The sequence below is a fragment of the Pedobacter sp. PACM 27299 genome (assembly GCF_001412655.1).
Taxonomy (GTDB): Bacteria; Bacteroidota; Bacteroidia; order Sphingobacteriales; family Sphingobacteriaceae; genus Pedobacter.
In genome coordinates this window covers 213,857-239,684 of record NZ_CP012996.1, presented here as the reverse complement: position 1 = coordinate 239,684, position 25,828 = coordinate 213,857, and the positions used below count along the sequence as shown (strand labels likewise).

Here is a 25,828-nt window from a genome sequence, read left to right as displayed (position 1 = left end):
GCCCCATAAAGTATTGAACTTTATGGGGCTTCTTTTTTATCGTATTTATTTAAGCTGACTCAAAGCGGTTTTGATTCTAGGAATCATGTTTTCAATATCTTTCAATGAACAGCCACCAACCGAAGCGCGGAACCAGTTCACCGTTTCGTCTGTACCGAAAGCAGAAAAGGGTACCAATGCCACCTGAGCTTGTTTGATGAGGTAGAAATTCACGTCTGCGCTGTTTTTCAACACCTTGCCTTCAGGAGTCGTTTTGCCGATATAATCGATCTTTAACGTCAGGTAAATTGCGCCCATTGGGATCACTGCATCTACTGCAAAACCTGCTGATTTCAATTCCTGGAACCCATTGTAAAGTGCATCAAGGCTATTTTGAACTTGTTTTTTAAAGGAAGTCAGGTACTGATCAACCAAAGTCGCATCTTTAAAATATTTCGCTACGGCCACTTGTTCTGCTTTAGGTGCCCATGCTCCAATGTGTCCCAGTATTGATTTCATTTTCCCAATCACATTTTCTGGTCCGAAAGCCCATCCTACACGAACTCCTGTAGCCGACAAACATTTAGAAATTCCATCAATATAAATGACGTAATCTTTTAATTCCGGACGTAAACTCACAGGGTTGATGTGTTCTTTACCGAAAGTCAGTAAGGAATAAATCTGATCGTACATGATGTACAAAGGCTTATCCTCTGGTGCCCTGCTGTCGTTTTCCGCGATGACCGCATCACAAATTTCTTCCAGCTGTTCCCTGGTAAACATCGTTCCTGTAGGATTCAATGGGGAACATAAAGCAAGTAAGGTGGCACCTTTTAAATAAGGCTTCAACTGTGCTGCAGTAGGCATGAAGTTGTTTTCTACAGTCGTTTCCACTGCAATTCCTTTGGCAGAAGAAAGGTGACAATAATGGTTGTTATTCCATGATGGTGCCGGGTAAATCACTTTATCTCCCGGATCTATCAAGGCCAGATAGGTTGCATAAATTAAAGGGCGGGATCCACCTGCAACCAGAATATCTGAACTGCTGTAACTTAAGGCATACCTGTCTTTTAAAACACCAACTACCGTTTCACGCAATGGTAAAATACCTTCTGCAGGCGGATAATTGGTTTGATTATGGTGATAAGCATCAATAATTTCCTCTTTCAGTTCAGCGGGAATTGGAAAAATAGAAGGGTCGAAATCACCGATGGTCAGGTTTGCAATTTCTGCACCCTTCCGCTTCATTTCATTCACTTCATTTCCAATTTTAATGATTTCCGAACCGATAAGCGTGTTAGCTAATACTGATACTTTCATTGTATTTTATTTATATATGAATAATTAAGCCAGCAATTTTTCAATTGCGGCAGTCGTTTTCTCAAATTTGAACTGGGAGAGTACTTCATTCATCATCCCTTTAATTTCCGGATTGCAAAGATTACCGATACTGCCTTCATGGGTATGATTTAATTCCGTAGAGGGTGAGAAAGTGCCCATTTCAATGGATTCTCCAACAATTTTATAAGCCTCTCTGAAAGGAACCCCTTTTAAAGCCAGCTCGTTTACTACTTCAACGCTGAACAGGTAAGCATATTTTTTATCTGTCAGTATATGGTCTTTAATGCGGATGTGCTGCAGCATATAAGTAGTCATTTCCAGACATTCATTCAGAGAAGTAATGGCAGGGAAAAGGTTTTCTTTTAGCAACTGCAGGTCGCGGTGGTATCCTGAAGGCAAATTTGTAGTCATCAATGCAATTTCATTCGGCAGCGCCTGGATTTTATTACATCTGGAGCGGATCAATTCAAAAACATCCGGGTTCTTTTTATGAGGCATGATGCTCGAACCGGTGGTTAACTCATCAGGGAAAGTGATAAATCCAAAATTCTGGTTGATAAACAAGCACACATCCATGGCCATTTTAGCTAATGAAGCCGCTACTGAAGACATTGCCTGTGCCAATACACGTTCCGTTTTTCCGCGTCCCATCTGTGCATATACCACATTATAATTGAGTCTTTCGAAACCCAGCAATGCTGTCGTCATCGTTCTGTTCAAAGGAAAAGAAGAGCCATAACCTGCTGCAGATCCCAGTGGGTTTTTGTTGCAGATTTTATAAGCGGCCAGCATCATTTCCATATCATCTACCAAACTTTCCGCATAAGCACCGAACCATAGGCCAAAAGAGGAAGGCATGGCGATCTGTAAATGCGTATAACCAGGAAGCAACTTGTCTTTATGAGTATTACTAAGTTCGATCAGCTGTTCAAAAAGTACAGTGGTATTGCCCACCATTTCTTCAATACAGCTTCTGAAATAAAGCTTTAAATCTACCAGAACCTGGTCATTACGGGAGCGTCCGCTATGAATTTTCTTACCCGCTTCGCCGATACGCTGAGTCAGCAGCCATTCTACCTGCGAGTGTACATCTTCTACCGTATCATCGATGGTAAATTTCCCTGCGGCGATATCCGCGTAAATATGTTTCAATTCTGTTTGTATTTCTACCAGTTCCGGCGCGGTTAACAGGCCGATACTCTCCAGCATTTCCACATGAGCCAAAGAGCCCAGCACATCAAAAGCTGCCATTTGTAAATCCAGTTCCCTGTCTTTACCTACAGTAAAAGTTTCAATATCTTTATTTACGTCTACGTTTTTCTGCCAAATCTTCATTTATCAATCTATAGTTTAGGTTCTTTAAAGGCTAAAGGTATTTTGCAAAAATACAATAATTACGCTATAAAGGAGGGTTGTACAATTTTCTTGTCACATTAGAATATTGTTAAACTAAAACAATAATTTAGGGGAAACCTTCAAACATAATGAACAGAATCAAGTATTCGCTCTTATTCTTGCTCCTACCCTTCAGTTCAGGGGTACTGGCACAGCAAAAACCGGCACTGAGCTGGAAAGATGTCTCCAAATGGAATTACATCAGAAGTAATACCTATAGCCTGGCTCCTAACGGACAATGGCTTTCCTGGGCAAAGGGCCCTACCGAAGGAGACCTTCAAATGGTGATCAGAAAAGTTTCAGATACCCTCAATTTCATTTATCCGATCGGTGCAACTGCCTCCCCTGTTTTCTTTTCTAAAGACGCTAAATATGCTGCTTTTAAAGTTTCCGCGAAGGATGCGGAGGTGAAAGCTGTCAAGAAAACCATGAAACCACTTTACGATCAGCTTTTACTGGTTTCTTTGCCGGGGAATCAAAAGACAACTTTTGAAAAGGTAAAGGCTTTCAGTTTTTCTGCGGACAACCCAGATTGGCTCGCCATTCATTTCATACCCGCAGAAAGTGCGTCAAAAGATAAAGACGCGGCAAAAGGAACCGATTTACTACTGTATCAATTGAGTACAAAAAAGAGTTTTAACCTGGGTAATGTATCCGAATATGCCTTTAATAAGACAGGAAACGTTCTGGCTTATATCATTGATGCAAATGGACAAAATGGAAACGGAATTTTCATCAGGGACATGAAAACCGGGCTGATTACTGCGTTGGAAAATGATAAGGCGAATTATAAAAACATCAACTGGAACGAGGATGGAGATGCTTTTGCCCTACTCAAGTCCAACAAGAATGAAAAATATAAAGAAGACGTGTTTACCGTCATCGGTATCAATAAAATTGCCGGAGAACTGAGCAATAAGATTTCCTTTAATGGCGCATCAGCTAAGAATTTCCCAGTTAACATGGGCATTAGCGCCAATGGCAGACCTTATTGGTCTGACGACCAGGCGAGTTTGTTTTTTGGCATCAGTGCTCAGGAAAAGAAAGCCGACAGCACCGACAAGAAATCTGGCAGCAATCCTGTAGCGACCAATGCAAGCGGCAAAACTGATAGTGTTAAAACCAAGGCCGACAGCACTGGCAAAACTAAACCAGACCAAAAGGCATTGGCAAAAGCTGACATTGAAAAGCCAGATATGATCATTTGGAACTGGCAGGACAAACGCCTGCAATCCGCGCAGCAAACACAGGAAACCCGGGATAAAAATTACAGCTACCTGAGTGCTTACCGCATTGCTGATCAGAAATTCAGTCAACTGGCAGACAGCACGCTAAAAAACGTTGTAATGGCTCCGAAAAACCTATATGCAATTGGGTATGACGACTCGAACTATGAATTAATGAGGAATCTGGATGGACAGGGTTATACCGACATTTATGTAATCGACCTAAAAACAGGGAATAAAAAGCGTATTTTTGAGAAGTTTTACACCGCAGGACGTGATCTTTTCAACCTTTCTCCGAATGGAAAATGGGCTACTTTCAGTAAAGATGGCGCATTCTACAGCATCAATCTGGAAACTTTGGAACAGTATAACCTGACCAAAAACATCAAATCCTCTTTTGTGGATGAATTAGACGACCATAATGTGCTTCAACCGGAAACGCCCAATTTCGGCTGGTCTGCGGATTCTAAATATGCGCTGATCAAAGATAACTACGATTTATGGCGGATTTCTGCAGATGGAAAAACGGCAGTTTCTCTTTCTGACCACTGGAAAAGCAAAAAACAGGAGGTCACAGAGCGGTTTTCCATTTACCAGAGAGAGAAGGGAACAGACTTGACTAAAGACCAATATTTCCTCGTTTTCAACCAGCAGAATAAGAATTCAGGCGTTGGGTTATTGGAAGCTGGTAAAACGAACATCAAACCACTTTTTGTAGATGCTCATGTTTATGGAGGATTGAAGAAAGCGACGGATGCCAATGTTTTCATTTACATGAAATACGACAATGAAAAATCCCCGGAAATGTATTCCACTACCGCAGCTACGCTTGCCAGCGCGAAGCAAATCAGCAACAACACGCCTGATCAGCGCAATTATGCCTGGTCTTCTGGTGTTAAACTGATCAACTATGTGAGTGCAAACGGCGATTCACTGCAAGCTGTTTTATACTTACCGGCGAACTATCAGGAAGGAAAAAGTTATCCGACCATCACTTATATCTACGAGCGCTTAACCAATGAAATGAATGTTTACTCCATGCCTGCGTTTCCTGGTGGAGGTTTCAACAGGGCCATGTATAACAGCAATGGGTATGCGGTTTTAATGCCTGACATCAAGTACAAGTTAAACGATCCGGGAATGTCGGCAGTGGCCTGTGTGGTTCCGGCAGTAAAAGCGGCGATTGCTACCGGGATTGTAGATGAGAAACGCGTAGCGATTCACGGACACTCCTGGGGAGGTTATCAGACTTCCTTCCTGATTACTCAAACCAACATCTTTAAAGCAGCCGCAGCGGGTGCACCACTAACTAATATGATCAGTATGTACAGTCTGATTTATTGGAATAGCGGAGGGACCAATCAGGCGATTTTCGAAGCCAGTCAGGGCAGATTAACTCCTGGCTATTGGGACAATTGGGATGCCTTTACCCGCAACTCTCCAATCTACCACATCAAAAAAGTACAAACACCACTGTTGTTATTGCACAATGATAAAGACGGCGCGGTAGATTATACGCAAGGTATTGAGTACTATAACGGCCTGAGAAGGTTAAATAAACCGGTCGTAATGATTACCTATCGCGGGGAAAATCACGGGATTGCTAAAATGCCGAACAGAAAGGATTATGCAGTTCGCATGATGGAATATTTCGACTATATGCTAAAAGATAAACCTGCACCGGATTGGTGGGCAAAAGGAATTAACCGCTCTGATATGGAAAAACATCTGGAAGCCAGGGCATTTGATCACACGCAAGAACAATAGCCCATAAAACCATAAAGAAAACATCTCCAACAAACACAGGCCGCAAGATTTTTGATCTTGTGGCCTGTGTTTTTCAAAATTGTCATGATCAGCACATCCCTGTCTACCCAAATCAAAGAGAATTTATTGATCTCCTTTAAAGGATCGTCTTTCTATTTTCCGTTAATCACGGGTTTTAACATCTCGATATATAACTTAATTCCTTCTTCTACTTCATTCACAAACACATATTCATCTGCCATGTGAGAACGTGCAGAGTCACCAGGCCCAACTTTCAATGAAGGAATGCTCAGCAGTGCCTGATCTGAGGTAGTTGGAGAGCCGTAAGTTGTTCTTCCCAATGCGATGCCAGCACGTACAATTGGGTGTTCCTTGTCAATTGAGGAAGGCTTCAAACGAACAGATCTCGGAGTTACCGTACAATCCACATTTGTTCTGATAATTTTCAAAACCTCTTCATTTGCATAAGCATCTGTTACCCTTACATCGACTGTAAAAGTACAGGTTGCAGGCACCACATTGTGCTGAGAACCGGCATTGATAATCGTGACCGACATTTTCAATGGCCCAAACATCTCTGAAACCTTAGAAAAACGATAATTGCGGAACCATTCAATATCTTTCAGTGCTTTATAGATGGCATTGTCGCCTTCTTCGCGGGCAGCATGCCCGGCTTTTCCGGTACTTACGCAATCTAACACCAGTAAACCGCGTTCAGCAACGGCTAAATTCATTAAAGTAGGTTCGCCAACAATGGCAAATTCCAGCTCACCGAGGTCTGGAAGGACACATTCCAGCCCGTTATTTCCAGAGATCTCCTCTTCTGCGGTAGCGGCCAGACATACGTTATAGCTCAAACCTTCCTGCTTATAGAAGTAAAGAAAGGTCGCTATAAGCGAAACCAGGCAACCTCCTGCATCATTACTGCCCAATCCATATAATTTACCATCTTCAACGGTTGGCGCGAAAGGATCGCGTGTATAGCCTGAATTCGGCTTCACCGTGTCATGGTGTGAATTTAAAAGCAGGGTTGGCTTTTTCGGATCGAAATGTTTGTTATAAGCCCACACATTATTCAATTTCCGATGAGTTTTTACTTCACGCATCTGCAAAAACTGTTCAATTACATCAGCGGTCTGATCTTCTTCTTTTGAAAATGAAGAGATGCTAATCAATTGTTTCAACAGTTCTAAACTATCTTTTTGCAGTTGTTCTATCATAATTTTATTCTTTGGTATATAAAGCGCCGGCTTTTTGTGCCGACAGCTTGATGCCTTTAATCAAAGAGGAGCTAAAGCCATTGTGCTCCATCTCATTTAACCCGGCAATGGTACAGCCTTTCGGCGATGTTACTTTATCTATTTCCTGCTCTGGGTGCGACTGCATCTGTAACAGCAGATCAGCGGCTCCTTTTGCGGTCTGAACGGCCATTTTTAACGCTTCATCTGCATGGAAACCAATTTCCACTCCTCCTTGCGAAGCGGCTCTGATTCCTCTTAAAAAGAAAGCAATTCCACAGGCACAAAGGGCTGTAGCGGCTGTCATTAAATCTTCATTTATTTTCACGACCGCTCCTACCGTTTCAAACATACGGGTTACTTCTTCCATGTATTCTGGCGAAGCCTGATCGGTAGCGATGCAAGTCATGGATTGCCCGATGGCGATGGCCGTATTTGGCATTGCGCGAACAACCTGGGCTTCCGAGCCCAATTTACTTCTGATGTCTGCACAACTCACGCCGGAGGCCACAGAGATAAAAAGATGCTTTTTCAAATCTACGGAAGGGCGGATCTGATCCATTAACTGGTTTAACTGCTGCGGTAGAACTGCCAGTACAATCACGTCTGAGGCCGCAACAACAGCTGCATTATCACCGCTTACCACAAAGCCTTGTTCGGCAAAGGGGGCTAGGTTATCCACGTTTCTTCTGGTTAAACTAATCTGACCGGGCGCTGCATAATGTGCTTTTACGAGTCCCATGGCCAAAGAAATGCCAATATTTCCGCTTCCTAAAATGGCGATATTGCCGTTAAACTGTTTCATCTTTTTATGGTTTGGTTGGTGATTGATCTGGGTATTCAAAAATTTAAATGATTAACCGGGTTCCGAAACCCGCTTCATTTAGCTGAGGAAGTTCATCGGCCTTACCGATATACACCGCGGCCACTCCTTTTTTTATCGCATCAAAAGCATTGTGCAATTTAGGGATCATACCTCCAGAAACTACTCCTTCGGCTTTTAGTCCTTCAAATTCTTCCATTTTTATCTCGGGAACCAGGGAATGATCATCTTCTATATCGCGCATAACGCCTCTTTTTTCAAAACAGTACACCAATACGGTATCGTATAAATCAGACATGGCTACAGCCACGGCAGAAGCAATGGTATCCGCATTGGTATTGAGCAGCTGACTTTCGCCATCGTGCGTAATCGCACATAAAACGGGTACTAACCCGGCTTTCAGCAGGCTATCCAGCGTGCCGGAAGCCACAGAATTTTCATCCAGGTCTCCTACAAAACCATAGTCAATATCTTTTACAGGGCGTTTAACTGCTTTAATGATGTTCCCATCGGCACCAGTCAGGCCGATGGCATTACAGCCTTTAGCCTGTAACTGCGCCACCATATTTTTGTTGATCAGACCGGCATATACCATGGTCACGATTCTAAGCGTTTCAATGTCGGTAATGCGTCGGCCTTCTACCATTTTCGCTTCTACGCCCAGGGAAACCCCTAATTCAGTCGCGATTTTTCCACCTCCATGAATTAAAATCTTATCACCGGAAAGTGCCTTAAAGTCCAGTAAGAACTGATGCAGTTTCTCCGAGTTGTCAATTACATTTCCGCCGATTTTAATTACACTTAGTTTCTTCATTTTTAATCAATATGTTTTCAATATTTAAGGCTTTACAAAACCTGTTTTCTTTCTTGACCTTAATAAATACTGGCCATTTAACCATTTTCTGCTGACAATGCCAGCAAGAAATTCCAGCTCATTTTATCCCGAACTGATTTACCGGGCCGCACAATTTTAGCGATATAAAAAAAGGATGCTGGATTTACCCCAACATCCCTTAATGAAAATTATAATTTTTCCAGGACTGCTTTCAGGACTGCCTGGGCGGCCCATAAACGATTTCCTGCTTCTTGTATTACCAAAGAATTTGGTCCGTCCAATACTTCCGAAGATAGTTCCAGGTCCCGGCGCACAGGCAAACAATGCATTACTTTTGCATCATTTGTCACTTTTAGCCGTTCATTGGTGATCATCCATCCTTCAGGAAAAGGCAATACCTTTCCATATTGTTTATAGCTCGACCAGTTTTTCACGTAGATATAATCGGCATCTTGTAGGGCCTCATCTATGTTATGACTAATATTCGCCCCTGGCGTAAAGTCTTTAGAAAGCTCATAACCTACTGGCTGTACGATTGTGAAATCCAGGATTCCTTCTTCCTGTGCTTTACACATCCATTCCGAAAATGAATTTGGCACTGCCTGCGGCAAAGCCTTGATGTGAGGTGCCCAGGCTAAAACCACCTTAGGTTTTTTGGCCCCTTTCCAGGTTTCTTTGATCGTTACCAGATCTGCCAGACTTTGTAAAGGGTGACGCGTGGCACTTTCTAAACTCACTACCGGAACACCGCAAAAGCTAATAAATTTATTAAAAAACTCTTCGTTATAATCCTCGTCTCTGTTTACTAATTTCGGAAAAGAACGCAAACCCAACACATCACAATACTGCCCCATTACTGCTGCAGCCTCTCTAATATGTTCTACAGTGGTGCCGTTCATCACTACACCATCACGTGTTTCCAATGCCCAGCCTTCCTTGTCCATATTCATCACCATCACATTCATCCCAAGGTTCAGCGCTGCTTTTTGCGTGCTTAAGCGGGTGCGCAGGCTAGGGTTTAGAAAAACCAGCCCTAAAGTCTTATTTTTTCCTAATTCCTGATGCGCGTAAGGGCTCTTTTTCAAGGCCAATGCCGCTTCTACTAACTCTTTGATGTCTTCAACATCATTTACTGAAGTGAATTGTTTCATCTTATGATCCTGTTAAAGCTGTTTTAAAATGGGTTAAAAACTGATCTGCCTGTGCTTTTGTTAAGTTTAAAGCTGGCAATAATCTGATGACATTCGGTTTTGCCTCACCGGTAAAGATATGGTGCTTAAACAGCAGGTCTTTCTTCACGTTTGGCAAGCTTGCCGGAAGTTCGATACCGATCATTAATCCACGGCCGCGAACCTCAACAACACCTTCAATTTTTTTCAGTTCCGAGATCAGGTAAGTACCAACTTCTTCTGCATTTTTCATCAGCTGGTCCTGATCCATGATTTCCAATACAGCTAATGCAGCGGCACAAGCCAGGTGATTACCACCGAAAGTAGTCCCTAACATCCCATGCCAAGGTTTAAATTTCGGAGCGATTGAGATTCCCCCTACAGGAAAACCATTGCCCATCCCTTTGGCCATGGTATATATGTCTGCATCAACGCCAGCATAGTCATGAGAATAGAATTTCCCTGTTCTGCCGTAACCGCATTGTACGCTATCTGCGATATAAAGCGCATCATATTGATTGCAGAGTGAACGGATTTTTTGAAGGAAGCTAATTGAAGCTTCTTTAATCCCGCCAACACCTTGAATACCTTCAATAATGACCGCACAGACTTCGTTACCATAAGCTGCGAAAGCGGCTTCTAAGGCTGCTTCATCATTGTGAGGAAGGAAAACAACGTTTTCCGTTTCATTTACCGGGGCAATAATTTTTGGATTATCAGTAGCAGAAACTGCCAATGATGTTCTTCCGTGGAAGGCGCCTTTAAAGGCTATAATTTTTTTACGTCCGTTATAGAAAGAAGCCAGTTTCAATGCGTTTTCGTTTGCTTCTGCGCCTGAATTACATAAAAATAACTGGTAATCTACTTTTCCAGATACTTTCCCCAGCTTTTCAGCCAGTTCTACCTGTAAAGGAATTAACACGGAATTAGAATAAAATCCTACTTTATTCAACTGATCAGTCAGTCTTTTCACATAGTGAGGATGCGTATGACCGATAGAGATCACGGCATGACCGCCATAAAGGTCTAAATATTCTTGACCTGCGGCATCCCAAACGGTACTGCCTGCAGCTTTTACGATTTCAATATTGTTTAACGGGTATACGTCAAATAAGTTCATTTTTTGAAGGTTTGAAGAAGTGATTAAAAGATTAAACAGTTCCTGAACTAAGTTCAGCACAGCGGGATTTTAATTAAAATCCTGCCGCTTTAAGCGACAGACCCTGCCGCTCTTCCAGTCCAAAAATCAAATTCATATTCTGCACCGCTTGTCCGCTCGCCCCCTTTAATAAATTATCAATGATACTGATTACAAATAGTTTGTTACCATGCTTTTCTACATGTACCAATGCTTTATTTGTGTTCACCACCTGTTTCAAATCTATATTTTTCTTACTCACATGCGTAAAAGGATGTGCCGCATAATAATCCTCATATAAGGTTTGTGCTTCCTCAGCTGTCAGGTCGCTTTCCACATACATGGAAGCCAAAATCCCCCTTGGAAAATCTCCACGCTGCGGGATGAAATTCAGGACGCCATCAAAATCCGGGTCCATCTGTATCAGGCTTTCGCCGATTTCATTCAGGTGCTGGTGTTCAAAAGCCTTATAAACCGACAGGTTATTGTTGCGCCAGCTGAAATGAGAAGTTGGTGATAAACTTTGTCCGGCGCCAGTAGAACCGGTAGTCGCGTTGACATGAACTTCCCCTTTTAACAAGCCTTTAGCTGCCAGGGGCAATAATCCCAACTGGATACAGGTGGCAAAACAACCTGGATTTGCAATATAACTCGCAGTTTTAATGCGATCACGATTCAGTTCTGGTAAACCATAAACCCAATCTTGTCCTGCTGCTGCTTTCAATCTAAAATCCTGACTCAAGTCAATGATTTTGATCCCTGCAGCAACCGGATTCGCGTCTAAGAATTTTTTCGCATCTCCATGACCGACACATAAAAACAACACGTCGATATCCGATGATAGTTCTCCGGTAAAACGAATGTCCGTATCTCCAAAAAGATCCGTGTGTACGTCAGAGATCAGGTTTCCTGCATTGCTTTTGCTATTTACAAAAACAATGTCCACCGAAGGGTGGTTGATTAGCAAACGCAGCATCTCTCCCCCAGTATAACCGGCACCGCCAACGATTCCTGCTCTAACTCTCATCGCTGTTCACTTTGTGCCAGATCATTACCTGGTTACCAAAAATCTTAGAGAACCCTTTCACATCTTCACCACTCCATGCATTGTTCATTTCGCCATAGCTACCGAATTTATTGCTCATTAAATCATGTGCAGACTCGATGCCGATAATTTGGAAACGGTAAGGCAACAATTCTACGAATACTTTTCCGCTCACTGTTTTCTGTGTATCTGCGAGGAAAGCTTCGATATTACGCATGATTGGATCATGAAACTGACCTTCATGCAGCCAGTTTCCATAAAAAGAACCCAATTGCTCTTTCCATGACAACTGCCATTTTGTTAGCGTATGTTTTTCTAAAGCATGGTGTGCTTTGATGATTACCATTGGTGCTGCGGCTTCAAAACCTACACGACCTTTAATACCGATAATGGTATCACCCACGTGAATGTCTCTTCCAATACCATAAGGCTGTGCAATGGCTTGTAATTTTTGGATGGCTGCAACTGGAGCTAATGTTTCTCCGTCGATACCTACCAGCTCTCCTTTTTCGAAAGTCAGCTCCAATTTACGTGGCTTCGTTTCCGAAACTTGTGTTGGCCATGCTTCTTCAGGTAAAGTTTCATGAGAAGTTAAAGTTTCTTTACCTCCTACAGAAGTACCCCATAGACCTTTATTGATAGAATATCTTGCCTTTTCGGCACTGTATTCTACGCCATGCTTGGCTAAATATTCTATTTCCGCTTCACGCGATAATTTTAAATCTCTGATTGGTGTGATGATTTCTACGTTCGGGATGATGATGTTAAAAATCATATCGAAACGCACCTGATCATTTCCTGCACCGGTACTACCGTGAGCAACATAGTCAGCACCAATTTTTTTCACATAGTTTGCAATGGCCGTTGCCTGACTTACGCGTTCTGCACTTACAGAAAGTGGATAAGTCGCGTTTTTCAATACATTACCAAACACTAAATATTTAATACAGCCTTCATAATAGTTGGCAGTTTCGTCTACTACGGCATGAGAAGCTACACCTAAAGCGTAAGCACGTTTTTCAATCTCTTGTAATTCTTCCTCAGAAAAACCACCAGTATTAACAATCACAGAGTGAACTTCCATTCCACGATCCTGTGCCAAATAAATACAACAAAACGAAGTATCTAAACCTCCGCTAAAAGCTAAAACAACTTTTTTCTTCATCTTAAAATAACAGCTATTTAAATAAAAAGGTAAACAATAATAATAACAGGGCTTTTACTCCCCCTTTTCCTGAAGATTTAGGCTTTAACACCAATCTTTGTTTGATGCGCATAAAGCGTTCATACAATTTCGGCTTGCGCGCTAATTCTTCTGCAAATTTCTTTGCCACATCGTGCTTTTGAGTTGCTGGATCGTATAACATTGCGGTACACATGCAATTTTTACGTTCCTTCATCGTCAGGATTTCAAAGTTCACGCAACTTTGACACCCTTTCCAGAAATCTTCATCCTGGGTAAGTTCTGAGTAGGTAACCGGTTCGTAACCAAGGTCGGAATTGATCTTCATGACGGCCAAACCAGTCGTTAGCCCAAAAATTTTGGCTTTCGGATATTTCTGTCTGGAAAGTTCGAAGATTTTTTCTTTGATGGCATGAGCGAGCCCGGCCTTTCGGAATTTAGGACTTACAATGAGGCCAGAGTTGGCCACAAATTGTCCATGACTCCAGGTTTCGATATAGCAAAATCCTGCCCAGGTCCCATCTTTATGGAACGCAATGACTGATTTTCCATCCGAAATTTTACCTGCAACGTACTCCGGAGAGCGTTTAGCGATACCTGTACCACGTGCTTTGGCCGACTCGGCCATTTCTTCGCAAATTTCTTCGGCAAAGACACGATGTTCAGGAAGTGCAACTTGCACTATAAAATCGTTTGTATTCATTAATAGGTTAACGAAAAAAAATAAATGTTCTGATTAATTGTTTTTTAAGAGGCAATCCTCTATGGAAATGTACTGAGGGTTACTCAGAAATGATTCAAATCCGGGGCGTGAAATTTTGCCGATTAGTGGTAACAGAAAATATGGGTCGCAAACGGACAATAAACAGACTTTTGGAAGCAATATTCTTTGCTTCTACAATAGAAAGTTTATGTATAATTTGCTTAATCATTTCTTGTGTCTGATACTTCTTTAAAATAGTTGAGGCGCAAAGGTTTAAATAAATATTGAGTTGTGCAATACGTTTTTAATTTTTTTACATTTTTACGTAAAAAAAGATGGAATTAAAAACGGAGTGCCTTTCTCTCCTTCGCTGCCATAAATTATCAAATATCAGGCCCCTTTTTCAAGCTTTTTCTTTTTGGCCTCCCTTTCTATTTATCAGTCTGTTTTAAATGCCATATCCTGTCAAGTTTATTTTAAATCTGTTTCTCCAGATATTATCTTATAGTTCAAAAATAAGCTAATAGCTAAAAGTATGATCCCTATAAGCATTAAGTTTTCATTAATTTTTCAAAACCAATAAACACATAAATGACTTAAAAACAACATTTTACCTGCCAAACCTAAAATAATGTGACAGTAAGCCAGGCCTGCCTTTCATCATCTCTGGAATGATGTCCATTCCTGCTACAGAGAAAGTGATGCCATTTCCGCCGAAGCCCAGGACGAAATAGCTGTTGGGGAACTTTGGATGGGCTCCGATATACGGTAATCCGTCTTTAGTTTCACCAAAGGTACCGCACCAGCAAAAATCTTCAACAAACTGATGATCTGGCAGATAAGTTTTTAACGTTTTGATGAGCCGATCTCTTTTTCTGCCGAGCAACGCATCCCTCAGCCCAGGATTTTTAAAGTTTTCATCTTCACCGCCAACCAATAACCGGCCATCAGCGGTACTGCGCATATACAAATATGGGGTATCGGTATTCCAAAACAGGGTGTTTTCCAATTCCGGTGATAAGGTATGGTCTTTTTCGCTCACCATTGCGTAAGTACTTTTTAGGGAAACGACCTTTTCCGGTAACATCGCCTGTGTTTCATAACCCGTACAGTAAATCACCTTTTCCGCAGTAATCTGCAGCCCGGTTTCCAGCTCTACCAGCACCTTATTTTTTTCGTATTTCACCTTTTTCAGCGTGGTCCTGTCGAATACCCGAAGGCCTTTTTTGGCGTTGTAATGGAGCAGATCGTGTGCCAGGCAAAAGGCATCGACGCTTCCTCCATCCTCAGATAAAATCCCACCTTCTGCCAGGATGCCATAGCGTTCCTTAATTTCTTTTTTCTCTAGCCAGCTGACACCGAAACCCGCCGTTTTCCGCGCTTCAAACTCTGTTTTTAGCCAGGATACATCTTTGCGCCTGCCTGCAAAATAAAGTGACTCTTTCCGTTCGAATCCGCAGGGCGATGCAATCTCAGCCACTAAATCTTTTAGGGTATAAATGGCCTCTTTGCAAGCTTTATAACTGGCAATCGCACCTTGTGCCCCAATCATTTCCGTCAACTTATAAAGTGGGACATCAATCTCGTATTGCAGCATAGAAGTTGTTGCTGAACTACTGCCGTTAGCGATTTCTCTTTTGTCTATCAATACCGTATCATAGCCATGTTTCCTCATGGAATGCGCCATTAAGGCGCCCGTAATGCCACTTCCTACAATCAGAACTTCGCAAATGATATTTTCCTTTAAGGAAGGATAAGTATGCAGCAAGCCATTTTTCACTAACCAAAAAGGTTCATTAGATCGAATATTCATATTTTGGGGGATCAGGTATCGGGGTTCCCTGCAATAACAATACTTTTAACGATCTGTTTTAATCCTCCACAGGTTTAAATCCCTTATATTCGTTTTCCAACTCCTGCCCTCACATGAAAAAGCTGATGTTTATCTTCCTGTTTATTTTTACAAGATCGGTCTTCGGGCAAGATTTAGACATGGCTAGAAAGGTAATAGACACCCTGACTTCCAGCGAAATGTGGGGACGGGGCTATACTAAGGATGGCATGGCCAAAGCGGCCAGTTTTATCAGTTCAACATTTGCCGCTTACGGCTTGGTTCCCATGGATGGAAAGGACTTCAAACAGGTCTTCAACTACCCTGTAAACACTTTTCCTGGCGAAATGATGCTGCGTATTAATGGAAAATTACTCCTTCCTGGAAAGGATTTTTTGCTGAGTCCAGAAAGTAAAGGATTAAAAGCAGAAAACCTCACATTGGCACAAAAAGACAGTGTCAGTTTTATCAATATCGAACACCGGGTGCTCGTCCTGCTAAGAGATCAGCTGACCTGGTCTGTCGCGCCGGAAGCAGCCGATTATACGGTTATAGAAGTCGACAAGAAAGCAATAACTGAGGTTCCTGAAAAAATATCGGTTCACATTGAAAATAAATTCCTACCAGAATTTCAGGCGGCCAATGTTTGTGGCCTGATAAAAGGCACACAATATCCGGATTCTATCCTGTTAATGACCGCACATTACGACCACTTGGGGAGCTTAGGGAAAGATACGTACTTCCCTGGAGCCAATGATAATGCCAGTGGAACTGCCCTCTTACTGAACCTCGCAAAATATTACGCCAAAAACCCGCAACGGTATACCATCGCTTTTATCGGCTTTGCCGGTGAAGAAAACGGGTTACAAGGCTCCAAGTATTTCACGGAGCATCCTTTAATTGACCTTCATGACATCCGGTTCTTGATGAATGTAGATATGGTGGGCACCGGCGAAGATGGCATTACTGTAGTCAACGCTACGATTCACCCTAAAGAATTCGCTTTATTGCAGCAAATCAATCAAGACAAAAAGTACCTGAGTAAAATCAATTCCAGAGGTAAAGCGGCCAATAGCGACCACTATTTTTTTACAGAGAAAGGTGTACCTGCTTTTTTCCTGTATACCCAGGGCGGAATTGCAGCCTATCACGACATCAATGATTTATCTTTAACCTTGCCTTTAACCAAGTTTCAAGATCTTTTCAGGTTGTTTATTGACTTTAATAAAGCTTTGATAAAATAGAGCCATCCATCAGTTAACCTCATTTAACTCCATAAAGGAGTCAAGAACAACAAAACCGGGATAAGTTTTTTTGCGTAGGTATCAATAACCTATCATAAAAACACCTACCTATGAAAAACTTTAACTTAAAAGGGATTCTCTTAAAGAAATCCTTCCTGGTTCTGCTCGCTGTCGCGGCAAGCATCACCTCTTGCAAGAAAGACAAAGACACCATCATCGATCCGCCGACACTTCCTGTTTCAGGCCCAGATCAGATTTTCTACACCTTATCAAACAACAATCTCCTTAAATTTAATGCAAAAGATGTCAGCACAGCCATGTCTACCGTTGCCATTACCGGACTTGCATTAAACGAAAAGATTTTGAGCATCGATTTCCGCCCTGCTACAGGAGAACTTTACGGGGTAAGTAATACCAGCAAACTATTTGCGATCCGACTAAATGGGATAGCCAGAGCCATTGGAACAGGCTTTAGTCCGGCGATTAACGGAACTGCAGTGAGCATCGATTTTAACCCAACAGTAGACCGTATCCGTCTGATCACCAATACCGGACAAAACCTTAGACTTCATCCTGAAACCGGTGCTGTAGCCGCTACAGATGGCAATATCAATGGCGTGACCAATCCAAACATCTCCGGTGCAGCTTATACCAACAGCAAAGCCGGAGCCGCAACGACTATCCTTTTCGACATCGACCTGACCAGCAAAAAGCTGTATAAACAAGATCCACCAAATGATGGAAAACTCGTAGAAGTTGGCGCTTTAGGTGTAGAAATAGGCACGACTGCCGCATTTGACATTTCAGCAGACAATACAAAAGCGCTTGCAGCTGGCACTATTGCCGGTATTTCCAGTCTTTATACTATCAGTCTGGAAACCGGCAAAGCAACTCTTGCAGGGAAATTCCCACCTGCTAGTCCAGTGGAAGGCCTGGCCATTCCTACAGATCCTGTAGCCTACGCGGTAGACAATGCCAACAACTTTTTAATTTTTAATCCGATGAGCCCGGCAAGCCTGGTTGCTAAGCCGATCACAGGATTAGCACCTTTAGAAACCGTGCTTGGGATTGATTTCAGACCTGCTAACGGACAGATTTATGCTTTAGGCAGCTCCAGCAGACTTTATACCGTGAATACCGCAACAGGGGCCTTTACAGTGGTTGGTCCTGGGGTATTGACGACACTATTAACCGGCAGCAGCTATGGTTTTGATTTCAATCCTACTGTAGACCGGATTCGTGTGGTCGGCAATGATGGTCAGAATTTACGATTACATCCAGAAACTGGCGCTGTAGCCGCGATAGATGGGATTTTAAAACCTGGTACTCCGTCTGTGAGTGCCGCAGCCTATACGAATAACTTTGCCGGTGCTACAGAAACCATCCTTTACGACATTGACCATGCCACCGATAAACTGTACAAACAAACGCCGCCCAACGACGGGACTTTAGTAGAAGTTGGGAGCCTGGGCATCAATGTGGAAAGCACCAATGGCTTTGATATTGGCAGTGCTTCAGGAACGGCTTACGCCATCTTTACCGTTGGCGGTGTCAATAAAATATATACAATTAACCTGACCAGTGGTGTAGCCACCTCGCTTACTGATTTTCCAAGAACAGTAACCGGAATGACCGTTGGTTTAGGTATGTAACCTTCTTTTATCTACTTATGACTACAGCTGTATCCGATAGGATACGGCTGTTTTTTTTACTTTTCTCCCAGGAAATCTTTACATAAAATGATTTCTTTAAACCAATTTCCCTTAATTTCGTTGTTGTAATAAATAAACAAGCTTATGTTCGATAAATTAATGGCTGCACAAAAGCAAGCCGAAGAGATAAAAAAGAGATTAGATACGGTTTCTGTTTTTGGTGAAGTAGAAGGTGGTGCCATCCGCATTACAGCAACAGCTAATAAAGCCATTACTGCAGTAGAAATCGAAGAAGAATTTTACAAACAAGCAGATAAAGAAGAATTAGAAGAACTGCTATTAACAGCGATCAACAAGGCTTTAGCGCAAGCAGAGCAAGTAAGCGCGCATGAAATGCAAGCCGCTACACAGTCGATGATGGGTGGTCTTGGCGGTCTGTTCGGCCAATAGTCATTCGTTTTAAACCTTAATTTCATAGCCTCATGAAGTATACTTATTATGGTCAATCTTGCTTTTTATTAGAAGCAGATGGCAAGAAATTTCTTTTTGATCCATTTATTAGTCCGAATGGACTGGCGAAACACATTGATACGACCACGATCGAAGCAGATTACATTCTGGTGAGTCATGGGCATGGTGATCATGTAGCCGACTTGGTGAGTCTGGCTAAACAAACAAATGCCGTAGTGATTGCGATGCCAGAAGTGATTGGCTGGGCGAAAGCACAAGGCGTAACCAATACACACGATATGAATTATGGTGCTCAGAAATTTGGGTTCGGTAAGTTAAGAATGGTATGGGCCGCGCATTCCAGCTCTATGCCTGATGGCAGTTATGGTGGAAATCCTGCCGGATTTGTACTGGAAACCGGTGGAAAAGCCATTTATTTCGCCGGGGATACTTCTCTGACGGTAGAAATGAAATTACTTGCAGAACTTTACGATTTAGATTATGCGATTTTACCGATTGGTGGAAATTACACGATGGATGTTGATGACGCACTCATCGCTACGAAATACTTTGATTGTAATAAAGTGATTGGGGTACATTACAATACATTCCCAGTAATTACTATTGACACAGAGGAAGCGGTTGCAAAGTTCAACAGAGAGAATAAAGTGTTGTTATTGCCAGCAATTGGTGAGACGATTGACCTGTAAGGCCGATAAAGGCTTTTTGAATGAGCCAATTCATGATTATCTTTTATGAAAAAGGAGATATGTCGTCGATTCTGGAACCTTTTACCCTGAGAAGGACAAAAATTTCCTAGGAATCTCCTGACCTATCTCCTTTTTTTATTTAATGTGCTTCCAGCCAATTGTTTCCTTCTCCGATTTCTATTTCAATCGGCACAGTGGTTTTTATGGCTGTTTTCATGCGTTGTGTAATGATCTTTTTCATGGCTTCCACTTCCGTTTTTAACACGTCAAAGACTAGCTCATCATGTACCTGCATGGTCATTTTTGATTGCAAACCTTGATCCTGAATATCTTTATAGATGTTTAGCATGGCTACTTTGATCATATCTGCTGCAGAACCCTGAATTGGCGCATTGATGGCATTTCGCTCTGCAAAACCGCGTACGGTTTGATTGGCAGAGTTAATGTCTCTCAGGTACCTTCTTCTGCCGAGGATGGTTTCTACGAAGCCATTTTCTCTGGCGAAATTCATGGTGTCTGCCATGTAGCGCTGAATTCCTGGATATTGTTCAAAATATTGGTCAATAATGGCCGCAGCTTCTTTTCTTGGGATGCCAAGGTTCTGAGACAATCCGAAAGCAGATTGACCATAGATAATTCCAAAGTTTACCGCTTTAGCATTCCGACGCTGATCTGAGGTTACTTCTTCGATGGTGATTCCATAAACACGTGCAGCAGTTGCTGTATGGATGTCAATTCCTTTGTTGAAGGCGTCGAGCATGTTTTCTTCCTTGCTAATTTCAGCAATTATTCTCAACTCTATCTGGGAATAATCCGCAGAAAGTAAGACATGGTTTTCATCTCTTGGGATAAAAGCTTTACGAACTTCTCTACCGCGATCACTACGAATGGGAATGTTTTGCAGGTTAGGGTTGTTAGAGCTTAACCTACCTGTAGCCGCTACAGCCTGATTATAGCTGGTATGTACCCTTCCTGTTTTTGGATTTACCAACAGTGGTAAGGCATCTACGTAGGTCGATTTCAACTTTTGTAATTGGCGGAAATCAAGGATGTCTTTTACAATGTCACTTTTGCTGGCCAATGCCAATAACACATCTTCTCCGGTTTGATATTGTCCTGTTTTAGTTTTTTTAGCTTTAGGATCCAGTTGTAATTTATCGAAAAGTACTTCTCCAAGCTGTTTAGGTGAAGCGAGGTTAAAGGTAACGCCACATTTTTCGAAAACATTTTGCTCAAATTTCCTGATGTCTATTTCCAGTTCTTTTGAATAATTATTAAGGGTATCTACATCGATTCTTACTCCTTCTTTTTCAATTGCAGCAAGTACATAAACCAATGGATTTTCTACATCCCTGGCTAGTTCTTCTACGTTCAATTCTTTTAACATCGGCCTGAAAACATTCGCCAGCTGCAAAGTCACATCTGCATCTTCCGCAGCATAATCTACCACTTGCTCTACTGGAACATCTCTCATATTTCCCTGATTTTTTCCTTTTGCTCCTATCAGTTTTGTGATAGAAATTGGGGTGTAACCCAGGTAATTTTCAGAAAGGACATCCATGTTGTGTCTGGTATCCGGATCAATCAGGTAATGCGCCAGCATGGTATCAAAAAGTTTTCCTTTGATATTAATGCCATACCATTTCATGATCAGAATATCATATTTGATGTTCTGTCCGATTTTTCCAATGTTTTCATTTTCAAGAACTCCTCTGAATTCTTCCAGAATTACTAATGCTTCTGCTCTATCTGCAGACAAAGGAATATAATACCCCTCTCCAGGTTTGGTGCTGAAAGAAATTCCAACCAAGTCTGCAAGATTTGCATCTGTACCGGTAGTTTCCGTATCGAAGCAAATGCTTTCTTCCTTTTCCAGCTGTGCGATCAAGGACTTACGCAATTCCGGAGTATCTAACAGTTGATAATTGTGTGTGGTATTTTCTATTGTTTTTGACGCAGGTGTTTCTTCAGAGAAGGTTGGAGCAGACACAAATGTACCGGTTTTACCTGCTGGCTGATCCACTGGACTGCCAAATAAGTCGATTTGCTGAGAAACAGGTGCTTTCGCCTCATTCACATTAAACTCTTCTCCAAAAACACGTTTACCGATGGTTCTGAATTCAAGTTCTGCAAATAATGGCTCTAATAATTCACGGCTTGGAGACTCTAATACCAGTTCATCGGCGTTAAATTCTACTGGAACATCCAGGATGATGGTTGCCAGCTTTTTAGACAATAACCCTTGTTCTGCATAGGCCTCAACATTTTCACGTTGTTTTCCTTTTAGCTCATGGGAATTCGCGATAATGTTTTCCATTGAGCCATATTTCTGGATCAATGATTTTGCCGTTTTTTCTCCAATTCCTGGGATACCCGGGATATTATCCACTGCATCACCCCATAGACCGAGGATATCAATCACCTGCTTTACATCTTCAATTTCCCATTTTGCTTTCACCTCATCAACCCCCATGATTTCCATTTCATTCCCCATACGAGCAGGCTTGTAAATGAAAATATTTTCAGACACCAGTTGGGCGAAATCTTTATCTGGAGTCATACAGTACACCTTAAAACCTTGCTTTTCGCCTTCTTTGGCTAAAGTTCCGATGATGTCATCTGCTTCAAAACCATCTTTGGTAATGACCGGGATTTTAAATCCTTCAATCAGCTTAAAGACATAAGGTAAAGCGGCAGACAGATCTTCCGGCATCGCCTGTCGGTGAGCCTTATATGCCTCGAAATCGGTATGTCTCTCTGTTGGTGCTGCAGTGTCAAAAACCACAGCAATATGACTTGGTTTTTCCTTTTTCAGCACCTCCATTAAGGTGTTTGCAAAACCCATCACTGCCGATGTATTGATCCCTGTGGACGTAAACCGGGGGTTTTTACTCAATGCAAAGTGTGCTCTGTAAATGAGCGCCATGCCGTCAAGAAGAAAAAGTTTTTTCATCAGTATTCGTTTTTTATTGATTAGGAAGCGATCATCAGCTGCTGATCCTCCATTACATGTATACTTTATTATTGGACGATTAGCTGGTGGACTATTACATTCGTATCAGCAACAACCGCATCGGATAAAGGTACTAATACTTAAATAATTGTTTGTCATTATCCATAACAACAGCAAATAATTTCCGTTATTTGATCATGATGAAAACGATAAAGACCCTAGGCCTGTTTGTTTTACTAACGATTGCAGGTATTGGCGCAATGGCGCAAGATATTATAGTGTTTTCTCCGGGAAATTTTGTTAGAGGAACCATCCAGGGAACGGATTACTCCTCTGTAGTCTTTGTAAAAGACGACGAGTCTGTCGTTCAATACAAAGCCTCAGATATCCAGGAGTTTGTTTGGAATGGTGCAACTTATGTAAGTAAGCCCGTTGTCGTTAACAAAAAAACACTGCATAAATTTTTCAAAATCATTGAATATGGACCCATTAACTTGTACTCTATAGGAGGAAATGTCCTTGTTGATGCTCCGGCGCCTAAAAAAACGCGGATTATACCAAGTATTGGTATTGGAGCCGGAACCGGTACCTTCGGTAGTGGCGTAGGAGTTGGTGCTGGGATCACCATTCTGGGTGGACGCAACCAAGAACCACCTGTAAAGAAAATGATGCCCGCTACATTTTTTATGGAGAAGCCAGGGACAGGCCGCTTAATGGAAATGCCTGTTGATGGAGCGGGTTTAGCCGAAAACAATCAGCGGATCAAAACGGTATTGCTAGAACAACTAGGTGATGATGCGGATCTGGCAGAAAAAATAAAAGCGACAGAAAACTTTGATTCAAAGTTAATTATCGCTTTTGTGACGGCTTATAATGAAGCGCATAAATAAAGGCTGTTTGTAACCCGGACTTACTTACTTACTTACTTACTTACTTACTTACTTACTTACTTACTGATACAGCCGGTAACATGGTCATTAACCATGCCGGTGGCCTGCATATGCGCATAGCAAATCGTTGTTCCAAAGAACTTAAATCCACGTTTTTTCATGTCTTTACTAATGGCATCAGATATTTCTGTGCGTGCAGGAACCTCACTTAAAGACTTGACTACGTTAACAATCGGCTTTTTTCCTGGAATAAATCCCCAGATAAAATCGGAAAAAGATCCAAATTCTTTTTGGATTTCTATGAAAAGACGGGCATTGTTGATGGCTGCTTTTACCTTTAACCGGTTCCTGATGATCCCTGGATCATTCATTAAACGCTCCTCATCTACTTCCGTAAAAGCGGCAACCTTTTGAACGTCAAAATCAGCAAAAGCAGCCTTGTATCCGGCTCTTCTTTTTAAAATAGTGATCCAGCTGAGCCCAGCCTGTGCGCCTTCCAGAATTAAAAACTCAAAAAGAGTTTGGTCGTCATAAACAGGCTTTCCCCATTCCTCATCATGGTATTTTACATATAAAGGATCGGTACCACACCACCCGCATCTGATAATTTCTGACATCTTTTGATCGATTAATATTCTTTTTATTCTTTGGAAGCTTTTTTATGCTTTAGAAGCTACTTTATTAATGGATATACCCATTGTCTAAATTCCTAAATACTATTGACTCAATTCGTCCCAGTATTCAACCGCTCTTCTATAATGAGGAATTACAATCGACCCTCCAACTAGATTTGCAATCATGAAAACTTCATTGATTTCTTCATTACTGACCCCTTCATTAAAACATTTTTCCAAATGATATTTAATGCAATCATCGCAGCGTAATACCATCGAAGCGACTAAACCTAACATTTCTTTGGTTTTCACATTTAATGCCCCTTCCGCATACGTGGTGGTATCTAATGCAAAAAAGCGTTTAATATTTGTATTTGCAGTCTCCATAATCCTATCGTTCATTTTAGAACGATAGTCGTTAAATTCTTCTACTAATTTTCCCATAATCAGTTAATCCTATAGATTTATTATTTTACGTTATTTAAAAGGAACATCTTCTTGGCAAAGGAACATTATTTTAATACGGAACCCTCTTTCTGTTAAAAGAATTCTCTCTGATATAATAACTGCTTAGCGTTTCAGCAAAGATTAAAGTTCCAGTAAAGGGTCCCAGAGCAGGTTTTTAAAATTCTGCACCTTATCATTCTTCAGCACAATACCTTCCGCTTCCAGCAGTTCCTGCATCATTTCCGGCGTTTTAAAATGAAACTTACCAGTCAGTAGTCCCGAACTATTCACTACCCGATGAGCGGGAACAGCTGGATGCGCGGCACCGGCAGCACTCATGGCATATCCGACCATACGGGCAGAGCCCCCAGCGCCTAAACTTTTCGCAATTGCACCATAAGAAGATACTCTTCCTTTTGGAATTAGCCTAACTAATTCAAAAACCTGGTCATAAAATGATTGCTCCATCCGATGATTTTTAATTTTTTAACTTTTCAAAAGAGCCTCCCACTTCATAGCGGTATTATTCAAATGAGAACTGTATATAATTGATGTTTTTATCGTGTTTCAGGTAAATCCGCTCGTAATGTGTTTTAATCTTTAAAACGTCATCATAATACTCAGAAGTATACAGATGGTCTGTTTTCTTATGGCAAATCAAGCTTAATTCTTCCACTTTTTCAACGGTATACGCATATAAGCCATCATTATCAGTTTTCAGGTTGACTCTTCCACCAGGTTTAAGCAAGATTTTATACATATCCAGGAAGCGATCATAAGTTAATCTTTTCTTTTCTCTGCTGTCCTGAGGCTGAGGGTCAGGAAAGGTAATCCAGATTTCATCCACTTCTCCATTTTCAAAGTATTCAGTCAGATCTTCGATTTGAATCCTTAGAAAGGCCAGGTTTTCAATCTTTTCATCTACCCCTGTTCTCGCGCCTCTCCAGATGCGATTTCCCTTTAAATCAATCCCGATGAAGTTTTTCTCCGGAAAGAATTTCGCCATATTAACCGAATATTCTCCTTTCCCGCAGGCCAGTTCCAATACAATTGGTTTTTCATTTTTGAAATGATCTGATCCCCATTTACCCTTCAAAGGTTTTCCTTCTTCCATCTGATAGACATTGGAAAAAGTATCTATCTCTGCAAATTTTCTTAATTTATCTTTACCCACTACTAAAATATTTTTATGCAA

The 25,828-nt window shown here is 41.6% G+C and carries 22 protein-coding genes; 6 read left to right on the top strand and 16 right to left on the bottom strand.

All coding sequences use genetic code 11. The features are described 5' to 3' along the window. Positions 1 to 45: 45 nt before the first annotated feature. Together AQ505_RS00950 and argH are read right to left on the bottom strand one after the other, a co-directional pair. Positions 46 to 1,299 carry a pyridoxal phosphate-dependent aminotransferase gene (locus AQ505_RS00950; RefSeq protein WP_062546450.1) on the bottom strand — a complete coding sequence of 418 codons (1,254 nt, stop codon included), beginning with the start codon at positions 1,297 to 1,299 and terminating at the stop codon, positions 46 to 48. Positions 1,300 to 1,323: 24 nt separating this feature from the next. Then, on the bottom strand, positions 1,324 to 2,655 hold the full coding sequence (gene argH, locus AQ505_RS00945) for an argininosuccinate lyase (protein WP_062546449.1): 1,332 nt from the start codon (positions 2,653 to 2,655) through the stop codon (positions 1,324 to 1,326). A gap of 149 nt (positions 2,656 to 2,804) precedes the next feature. Here argH and AQ505_RS00940 point away from each other — a divergent pair, with 149 nt between their 5' ends. Beyond that, positions 2,805 to 5,708: a S9 family peptidase gene (locus AQ505_RS00940; protein ID WP_062546448.1), complete on the top strand. Its 2,904-nt coding sequence runs from the start codon at positions 2,805 to 2,807 to the stop codon at positions 5,706 to 5,708. 152 nt (positions 5,709 to 5,860) lie between these two features. Here AQ505_RS00940 and AQ505_RS00935 read toward each other — a convergent pair whose 3' ends face one another. From AQ505_RS00935 to AQ505_RS00895, 9 genes are all read right to left on the bottom strand, one after another. After that, on the bottom strand, positions 5,861 to 6,928 hold the full coding sequence (locus AQ505_RS00935) for a M20 family metallo-hydrolase (protein ID WP_062546447.1): 1,068 nt from the start codon (positions 6,926 to 6,928) through the stop codon (positions 5,861 to 5,863). A 4-nt stretch (positions 6,929 to 6,932) separates the two neighbouring features. Continuing rightward, the gene (gene proC / locus AQ505_RS00930; protein WP_062546446.1) at positions 6,933 to 7,751 is read right to left on the bottom strand and encodes a pyrroline-5-carboxylate reductase; all 819 of its coding nucleotides are present in this window, start codon (positions 7,749 to 7,751) and stop codon (positions 6,933 to 6,935) included. 43 nt (positions 7,752 to 7,794) lie between these two features. Next, positions 7,795 to 8,583: an acetylglutamate kinase gene (gene argB, locus AQ505_RS00925; RefSeq protein ID WP_062546445.1), complete on the bottom strand. Its 789-nt coding sequence runs from the start codon at positions 8,581 to 8,583 to the stop codon at positions 7,795 to 7,797. 209 nt (positions 8,584 to 8,792) lie between these two features. After that, positions 8,793 to 9,755 (bottom strand): acetylornithine carbamoyltransferase, encoded by a 963-nt coding sequence (locus AQ505_RS00920; RefSeq protein ID WP_062546444.1) that lies wholly within the window; start codon positions 9,753 to 9,755, stop codon positions 8,793 to 8,795. Between the two features lies 1 nt (position 9,756). After that, a complete protein-coding gene (locus AQ505_RS00915; protein ID WP_062550838.1) occupies positions 9,757 to 10,893 on the bottom strand; it encodes an aspartate aminotransferase family protein in 1,137 nt (378 codons plus the stop codon). 73 nt (positions 10,894 to 10,966) lie between these two features. Further along, positions 10,967 to 11,938, bottom strand: a complete 972-nt coding sequence (argC, locus tag AQ505_RS00910; RefSeq protein WP_062546443.1) for an N-acetyl-gamma-glutamyl-phosphate reductase — start codon at positions 11,936 to 11,938, stop codon at positions 10,967 to 10,969. Further along, complete coding sequence (gene argG / locus AQ505_RS00905) at positions 11,928 to 13,121, bottom strand: argininosuccinate synthase (protein ID WP_062546442.1); 1,194 nt, start codon at positions 13,119 to 13,121, stop codon at positions 11,928 to 11,930. Before argG ends, argC begins: the two co-directional genes overlap by 11 nt. Positions 13,122 to 13,134: 13 nt before the next feature. Then, on the bottom strand, positions 13,135 to 13,842 hold the full coding sequence (locus AQ505_RS00900) for an N-acetyltransferase (RefSeq protein ID WP_062546441.1): 708 nt from the start codon (positions 13,840 to 13,842) through the stop codon (positions 13,135 to 13,137). A 610-nt stretch (positions 13,843 to 14,452) separates the two neighbouring features. Further along, the gene (locus AQ505_RS00895) at positions 14,453 to 15,655 is read right to left on the bottom strand and encodes an NAD(P)/FAD-dependent oxidoreductase (RefSeq protein ID WP_062546440.1); all 1,203 of its coding nucleotides are present in this window, start codon (positions 15,653 to 15,655) and stop codon (positions 14,453 to 14,455) included. A gap of 113 nt (positions 15,656 to 15,768) precedes the next feature. Between AQ505_RS00895 and AQ505_RS00890 the strand changes: the two genes are divergently transcribed. The 4 genes from AQ505_RS00890 (at position 15,769) to AQ505_RS00875 (ending at position 19,729) form a co-directional block, all read left to right on the top strand. After that, a complete protein-coding gene (locus tag AQ505_RS00890) occupies positions 15,769 to 16,917 on the top strand; it encodes a M28 family metallopeptidase (RefSeq protein ID WP_062546439.1) in 1,149 nt (382 codons plus the stop codon). 110 nt (positions 16,918 to 17,027) lie between these two features. Beyond that, on the top strand, positions 17,028 to 18,569 hold the full coding sequence (locus tag AQ505_RS00885) for a DUF4394 domain-containing protein (RefSeq protein WP_062546438.1): 1,542 nt from the start codon (positions 17,028 to 17,030) through the stop codon (positions 18,567 to 18,569). Between the two features lie 144 nt (positions 18,570 to 18,713). Continuing rightward, the gene (locus AQ505_RS00880; protein ID WP_062546437.1) at positions 18,714 to 19,019 is read left to right on the top strand and encodes a YbaB/EbfC family nucleoid-associated protein; all 306 of its coding nucleotides are present in this window, start codon (positions 18,714 to 18,716) and stop codon (positions 19,017 to 19,019) included. Positions 19,020 to 19,051: 32 nt separating this feature from the next. Next, a complete protein-coding gene (locus AQ505_RS00875) occupies positions 19,052 to 19,729 on the top strand; it encodes a metal-dependent hydrolase (protein WP_062546436.1) in 678 nt (225 codons plus the stop codon). 139 nt (positions 19,730 to 19,868) lie between these two features. On the opposite strand, the gene polA is transcribed toward AQ505_RS00875, so the two are convergent. Next, positions 19,869 to 22,682: a DNA polymerase I gene (polA, locus tag AQ505_RS00870; RefSeq protein WP_062546435.1), complete on the bottom strand. Its 2,814-nt coding sequence runs from the start codon at positions 22,680 to 22,682 to the stop codon at positions 19,869 to 19,871. Positions 22,683 to 22,879: 197 nt separating this feature from the next. Here polA and AQ505_RS00865 point away from each other — a divergent pair, with 197 nt between their 5' ends. Further along, positions 22,880 to 23,572, top strand: a complete 693-nt coding sequence (locus tag AQ505_RS00865) for a hypothetical protein (protein WP_231634999.1) — start codon at positions 22,880 to 22,882, stop codon at positions 23,570 to 23,572. A 56-nt stretch (positions 23,573 to 23,628) separates the two neighbouring features. Here the strand turns inward: AQ505_RS00865 and AQ505_RS00860 are convergent, their stop codons facing one another. The 4 genes from AQ505_RS00860 to trmB form a co-directional block, all read right to left on the bottom strand. Next, positions 23,629 to 24,189 (bottom strand): DNA-3-methyladenine glycosylase I, encoded by a 561-nt coding sequence (locus AQ505_RS00860; protein ID WP_062546434.1) that lies wholly within the window; start codon positions 24,187 to 24,189, stop codon positions 23,629 to 23,631. Between the two features lie 99 nt (positions 24,190 to 24,288). Continuing rightward, entirely contained in the window at positions 24,289 to 24,630 is a 342-nt protein-coding gene (locus AQ505_RS00855) for a carboxymuconolactone decarboxylase family protein (RefSeq protein WP_062546433.1), read from the bottom strand. 144 nt (positions 24,631 to 24,774) lie between these two features. Continuing rightward, the gene (locus AQ505_RS00850; RefSeq protein WP_062546432.1) at positions 24,775 to 25,101 is read right to left on the bottom strand and encodes an MGMT family protein; all 327 of its coding nucleotides are present in this window, start codon (positions 25,099 to 25,101) and stop codon (positions 24,775 to 24,777) included. A gap of 55 nt (positions 25,102 to 25,156) precedes the next feature. Next, the gene (trmB, locus tag AQ505_RS00845) at positions 25,157 to 25,807 is read right to left on the bottom strand and encodes a tRNA (guanosine(46)-N7)-methyltransferase TrmB (RefSeq protein ID WP_062550836.1); all 651 of its coding nucleotides are present in this window, start codon (positions 25,805 to 25,807) and stop codon (positions 25,157 to 25,159) included. Between the last annotated feature and the right edge of the window lie 21 nt (positions 25,808 to 25,828).

Excerpts from the sequence above, each read along its gene's own strand:
- AQ505_RS00950 (WP_062546450.1), bottom strand. The coding sequence starts at position 1,299 with ATGAAAGTATCAGTATTAGCTAACACGCTTATCGGTTCGGAAATCATT.
- argH (WP_062546449.1), bottom strand. The coding sequence starts at position 2,655 with ATGAAGATTTGGCAGAAAAACGTAGACGTAAATAAAGATATTGAAACT.
- AQ505_RS00940 (WP_062546448.1), top strand. The coding sequence starts at position 2,805 with ATGAACAGAATCAAGTATTCGCTCTTATTCTTGCTCCTACCCTTCAGT.
- AQ505_RS00935 (WP_062546447.1), bottom strand. The coding sequence starts at position 6,928 with ATGATAGAACAACTGCAAAAAGATAGTTTAGAACTGTTGAAACAATTG.
- proC (WP_062546446.1), bottom strand. The coding sequence starts at position 7,751 with ATGAAACAGTTTAACGGCAATATCGCCATTTTAGGAAGCGGAAATATT.
- argB (WP_062546445.1), bottom strand. The coding sequence starts at position 8,583 with ATGAAGAAACTAAGTGTAATTAAAATCGGCGGAAATGTAATTGACAAC.
- AQ505_RS00920 (WP_062546444.1), bottom strand. The coding sequence starts at position 9,755 with ATGAAACAATTCACTTCAGTAAATGATGTTGAAGACATCAAAGAGTTA.
- AQ505_RS00915 (WP_062550838.1), bottom strand. The coding sequence starts at position 10,893 with ATGAACTTATTTGACGTATACCCGTTAAACAATATTGAAATCGTAAAA.
- argC (WP_062546443.1), bottom strand. The coding sequence starts at position 11,938 with ATGAGAGTTAGAGCAGGAATCGTTGGCGGTGCCGGTTATACTGGGGGA.
- argG (WP_062546442.1), bottom strand. The coding sequence starts at position 13,121 with ATGAAGAAAAAAGTTGTTTTAGCTTTTAGCGGAGGTTTAGATACTTCG.
- AQ505_RS00900 (WP_062546441.1), bottom strand. The coding sequence starts at position 13,842 with ATGAATACAAACGATTTTATAGTGCAAGTTGCACTTCCTGAACATCGT.
- AQ505_RS00895 (WP_062546440.1), bottom strand. The coding sequence starts at position 15,655 with ATGAATATTCGATCTAATGAACCTTTTTGGTTAGTGAAAAATGGCTTG.
- AQ505_RS00890 (WP_062546439.1), top strand. The coding sequence starts at position 15,769 with ATGAAAAAGCTGATGTTTATCTTCCTGTTTATTTTTACAAGATCGGTC.
- AQ505_RS00885 (WP_062546438.1), top strand. The coding sequence starts at position 17,028 with ATGAAAAACTTTAACTTAAAAGGGATTCTCTTAAAGAAATCCTTCCTG.
- AQ505_RS00880 (WP_062546437.1), top strand. The coding sequence starts at position 18,714 with ATGTTCGATAAATTAATGGCTGCACAAAAGCAAGCCGAAGAGATAAAA.
- AQ505_RS00875 (WP_062546436.1), top strand. The coding sequence starts at position 19,052 with ATGAAGTATACTTATTATGGTCAATCTTGCTTTTTATTAGAAGCAGAT.
- polA (WP_062546435.1), bottom strand. The coding sequence starts at position 22,682 with ATGAAAAAACTTTTTCTTCTTGACGGCATGGCGCTCATTTACAGAGCA.
- AQ505_RS00865 (WP_231634999.1), top strand. The coding sequence starts at position 22,880 with ATGATGAAAACGATAAAGACCCTAGGCCTGTTTGTTTTACTAACGATT.
- AQ505_RS00860 (WP_062546434.1), bottom strand. The coding sequence starts at position 24,189 with ATGTCAGAAATTATCAGATGCGGGTGGTGTGGTACCGATCCTTTATAT.
- AQ505_RS00855 (WP_062546433.1), bottom strand. The coding sequence starts at position 24,630 with ATGGGAAAATTAGTAGAAGAATTTAACGACTATCGTTCTAAAATGAAC.
- AQ505_RS00850 (WP_062546432.1), bottom strand. The coding sequence starts at position 25,101 with ATGGAGCAATCATTTTATGACCAGGTTTTTGAATTAGTTAGGCTAATT.